Below are 5,090 nucleotides of genomic sequence, written 5' to 3'. Positions count from 1 at the left end.
TCTTCGAGCTGGGCGGCGATTCGATCTTGAGCATCCAGATCAAGGCGCAGGCGCAGCAACAAGGGCTGGAGTTTGCGCTGGAGGCGTTGTTCGAACGCCAGACCGTGGCCAGGCTGGCCGAGGTGACCACACGTACCACAGGTGCGGCGGTCGTCCCGCTGCCCAGGGTCGCGCCATTTGCCCTAGTCGATGCTCGCGTATGCGAGCGACTACCTGCCGACGTGGATGATGCTTATCCTGCGTCGCGTATGCAGATGGCGCTGCTGTACCACAGCGACACCAGCCAGGACGCCATCGTCTACCAGGACGTGGTCTGCTACGAGGTCGCCCTGTCCTGGAATGCCGCTACGCTGCAGCAGGTGGTCGACGATCTGGCCGTGCAGCACCCGGTGCTGCGAACATCGTTCTCGATGGCATACGGTACCGAGCCTCTGCAGTTGGTGTGGAAGAACGCGCGAATTCCGCTGAAGGTGCTGCCAGCCGCGAAGGACACCGTGCAGGCGAACAGCGAACTGGATGCATTGATTGCTCGCGAAACGCTGACCGCATTCGATTGGGGCACGGCCCCGTTATGCCGCATCCATGTCATGCCGTTGCCGGCCGCCTCGCGCTTCCACCTTTGCGTGACCTTCCACCATGCGATCCTCGATGGCTGGAGCGAAACACTGCTAGTCAAGCAGATGCTTACCTGCTATCGCCACGCATTGACTGGGCAGCCCCCGCTTGCCAATGGCAAGACGTTGCCTTACCGCGAGTTCATCGCGCTGGAAAAGGCAGCGCTCGGCAGCGAAGACAGCCGGACCTACTGGCAGGCGCAGCTGGCCCAATACACCGATGCATCGCTGGAGCCTGCGGACGGCGGTCTGGGCGACCACGCTGCCACATCCCGTATCGAACGTGAAATCGAGGTAGCCGATGCCGTAGAGGAAAGGCTCAATGCCTTGGCAGTGGCTGTGGGGGTGCCGCTCAAGTCGGTGTTGCTGGCCGCGCACTTGAAAGTGCTGGCGGTGGCTCTGGGGCAGAGCGATGTGATCACCGGGGTCACCGTCAACGGGCGGCCGGAGCAGGAGGGGGGAGAACGCACATTGGGCCTGTTCATCAACACCGTGCCGATGCGCGCACGCCTCGGTGGCGGGCGCTGGCACGATCTGGTCCGAAATGTGTTCGAGCGCGAGCGCGAAACGCTCCCACACCGTCGATTCCCCCTGGCCGAGATCGTCAAGAGCTGCGGCGGCATGCCGTTCGACACGGCCTTCAACTTCACCCGATTCCACGTGGGCGAGCAGATGTACAGCGGCGAGGAAGCGCCGATCCGCGACAGGCGCGGCTTCGCCGCCACTCATTTCGCCTGCGTGGCCGAGTTCATGGTACGGCCCGGCGAGAACCGACTGCGCTGCGTCCTGATCTTTGATGGTGCGAAGGTTCCGTTGCCGCGCCAGGAAATCGTTGCTGCGCTGTACGCACAGGTGCTTGTCGCCATTGCCGCCGATCCCGATGCGTACCACGCCGGATGGGGGGGAGTGGTCGCCGCACAGGCAGAGCTCCCGCTGGATCCGGCGATCCTGCCGGAGGGTTTCAGGAAACGTCGCCGCAGCGCCGCGCCGCAACCGCCGGTCATAGACAACAGCACGGAACTATTCCAGTGAGACTCGAACGACTGTTTGAAGAGCAGGTGCGGTTGCGTCCCGAGGCCATCGCGATCGTGGATGGCAGCGAACGTATCAGCTACGCGCAGCTGGACACGCAGTCCACGGCGATCGCAGCGGCGCTGCAGGCGCGCGGGGTCCAGCCGGACGAGGCGGTGGGCCTGCGCATGCAGCGCTCGGCAACGCTGATTGTAGCGATGGTGGGGCTGATGAAGGCCGGTGCCGGCTACGTGGCCCTGGATCCGATCTATCCCGAGGACCGTCTGCAACGCATGCAGGCGGACAGCCATGTGCGTTTTGTGATCGTCGATGCCGGAAGCGCGGTTGCGCAAGCGCCTGCATCGGCCACCGTACTGGACGTTGCGACGCTGTGTGCGGAAGCCGTGGTTGCTCGGGGCGATGCCGGCCATGCGCGGCTGGGAGACCAGGGCTTGGCGTATGTGCTGTACACCTCCGGTTCCACCGGCATGCCGAAGGGCACCCCGGTTTCGCACGCCAACGTGGCATCGTTGCTGGCGGCCGCCAACGCGTGGTTCGAGTTCGGCCCGGACGATATCTGGAGCCAGTTCCATTCCTATGCGTTCGATTTCTCTGTCTGGGAAATCTGGGGGGCGCTGGCGTTCGGCGGCAGGCTGGTGATGGTGCCCGATACGGTGACGCGTGCCCCGCAGGAATTCCTGCATCTGTTGCGTAAGAGCGGGGTCACGATACTCAATCAAACTCCGTCGGCGTTCGCCGAGCTGCACCGCTGCATGGTGACCGAAGCGGCAGCGCCGCTGCCCGCGTTGAGCGTGGTCGTATTCGGGGGCGAGGCAGTGGACCTGCAGGATCTCGACCGCTGGTTTGCGCGCTTCGGTGACCAGCAGCCATTGCTGGTCAACATGTACGGTATTACCGAAACGACGGTTCACGTGACCTACCGGCCCTTGACCCGGGACGATACCGGCACCGGTAATGCGCGCGGCACACCGATCGGCGTGCCGTTGGCACACCTGAAGACATACGTACTCGATGAGATGCTCAACCCCGTGCCGGCCGGTACCGTGGGCGAGATCCACGTCGCTGGTGGCGGCGTTGCACGCGGTTATCTGCGGCGGCCGGCCCTGACAGCCGAGCGCTTCATCCCAGATCCGTTCACCGTCTCGCCCGGTGGGCGCCTTTATCGCAGCGGCGACCTCGGCTATATCGATGTGCGCGGTGAACTGCGCACCTTGGGTCGAGGCGACAATCAGGTCAAAGTGCGCGGCTATCGCATCGAAATCGGTGAGATCGAAGCAACGCTCGCGCGACATCCCTTGCTCACCGAAGCGGTGGTGGTGCCGTCCCAGGAGGAGAGCGGCACCCAGCTGTTGGCGTTCGTACGTCCCTGTGGTGATGCCCTACCGCAGCTGGAGGCCCTGCGCGAATATCTCGCCGCGACGCTACCGACCTACATGGTGCCTGCGCGCTACGCCGCCGTGCCGGCATTTCCGCTCGACGTCAATGGCAAGCGCGACCGACGGGCGCTGCTGGAGGTGGAGGCGATGCCACTGCCACGCCGTTCCTGCACCGTGGCGCCGCAGAACGCTATGGAGCGCAGTTTGTCGTCGGTATGGGCCCAGGTGTTGGAAATCGATGACTTCGGCATCGATGACAACTACTACGCACTTGGCGGAGATTCGATCCGCAGCATACAGATCAAGTCCAAGGCGCAGGAAGCCGGCATCGTGTTCAGCCTGGCCGATCTGCTACGCACGCAAACCGTGCGTCAGCTTGCCAGGATCGCCCGGCGGCAGGCGGCGAACGAGAGCGCAACGCCACGTGCGCCGTTCGCTCTGATCGCCCCTGCGCTGGCTGACACCCTGCGCGGTCGCTATCAGGACGCCTACCCGGTCAGCGGAACGCAGATGGGCATGCTGTATCACAGCAGCCTGGGTGCCGACGACGCGGTGTACCACAACATTGAAGTACATACGTTGCGTTTGCCATTTGATGGCCAATGTCTGGCGGCGGTGTGGGAAACGTTGGGCCTGCAGCATGAGATCCTGCGGACCGGCTTCGATCTATCGCGGCCGCAGCAGCCGTTACAGGTGGTCCGTCCTCACGGGTGGGTACCGCTGGAAGTCCTCGATTCGCGTCAGCTCGACGCCGATCAGGTCGCAAGTACCCTGCAGTCCTGGGTAGAGCAGGAACACGTGCGCGGTTTTGGCGACTGGGTGGACGAGCCACTGTTCCGTGTCTGCGTGCAGCGGTTGGATGATGCGGTGTTCAATCTCATCTACAGTTGCCACCACGCCGTCCTCGATGGCTGGAGCGCGGCGCGACTGACGCGCGAGTTCATCGATCTTTACCGACAGGCACTCGCCGGCAAGGTTGGTAAGATGGTAGCGCAGACGTGCAGCTACGCCGATTTTATTGAACTGGAACAGCAGGCGCGCGCAGACGGCTCGCCGGACCGCTTGTTTTGGTCGCAGGCCCTGGTCGATGCACGGCCGGCGCTGTTCGAGCGCATGTCGCCGCTGGAGTCGCGTTCAGGTGCCGAGGCGGTAACCCGCGTCGACGTGCCAATGGACGCCGCGGCATCGGCACAGTTGAAGGCTCTCGCGCGCGAACTGGAAGTACCGCTGAAGAGCGTGTTGCTGACCTTGCATCTCAAAACCCTGGCCGTTCTCACTGGCCAGCCTGAGGTGGTCAGCGGGTTTGTCACCAATGGTCGTCCCGAGCGGGTCGGTGGCGATGCCGTCTTGGGCCTGTTTCTCAACAGCGTGCCATTGCGGCTGTCAACTGCTGGTCGGAGCTGGGTGCAGCTGATCCGATCTGCGTTTGTCCAGGAGCAGGCATTGTGGCCATACCGACGCCTGCCACTATCGGAGATCATGCGCCTGCATGACGGCCGGAAGCTGTTCGATACGCTGTTCAACTTCACCCATTTCCATGTCTACGGCGACGAATACGGTGACGATACCTCTGCGATCGTGGATCGTGGTGGTGGCTTCGAGCATTCCAGTTATCCGTTGATCCTGCAGGCGATGCAGCTGCCCGGCTTGGAAACCTTGCGGCTTGTTCTGGAAGCCGATCGCGCGGTGTTTTCGCCGGCGCAGATCGAGCGCATGGTGGCCATCTATACCGATGCGCTGGGCCGCATGCTGGCCGACCCCACCGCCTGCAGCGATATCGCGGACTTCGTTCCGGCCAGCGATCGACAACAGCTGCTGGCCTGGGCGGGGTTGCCGGGGGAGGGAGGCGTCAGCCTGAGTGGACGTTTTGCGCAGACCGCGCAGCAGGTTCCGGACGCCATTGCGGTGCAGGACGCCGAAGGCACGCTGAGCTATGCACAACTGGAGGCAGCCAGTGCGGCGATTGCCTGGGCCCTGCAGCGCAGCGGGGTGCAGCCGGGGATGCGCATAGGCGTCAGCCTGGCTCGTTCGCGCTGGCTGGTGGCCACCTTGCTGGGCATCGTGCGCG

Annotated in this window: 2 protein-coding genes; both read left to right on the top strand. The window is 63.9% G+C overall.

Features of this window, described 5'->3' with window-relative positions:
* Positions 1 to 1,646, top strand: a 1,646-nt coding sequence (locus tag EO141_RS19385) for a condensation domain-containing protein (protein ID WP_206514829.1), incomplete at its 5' end; no start/stop codon positions are given.
* On the top strand, positions 1,643 to 5,090 hold a 3,448-nt coding region (locus EO141_RS21760), incomplete at its 3' end, for an amino acid adenylation domain-containing protein (protein ID WP_241236697.1). The genes EO141_RS19385 and EO141_RS21760, both read left to right, overlap by 4 nt.

It is taken from the genome of Xanthomonas sp. BRIP62415 (genome assembly GCF_003993515.1).
Classification (GTDB): Bacteria; Pseudomonadota; Gammaproteobacteria; order Xanthomonadales; family Xanthomonadaceae; genus Xanthomonas; species Xanthomonas euroxanthea.
Note: the sequence above shows the minus strand (reverse complement) of the source record. Positions and strands in the feature narration are given on the sequence as shown.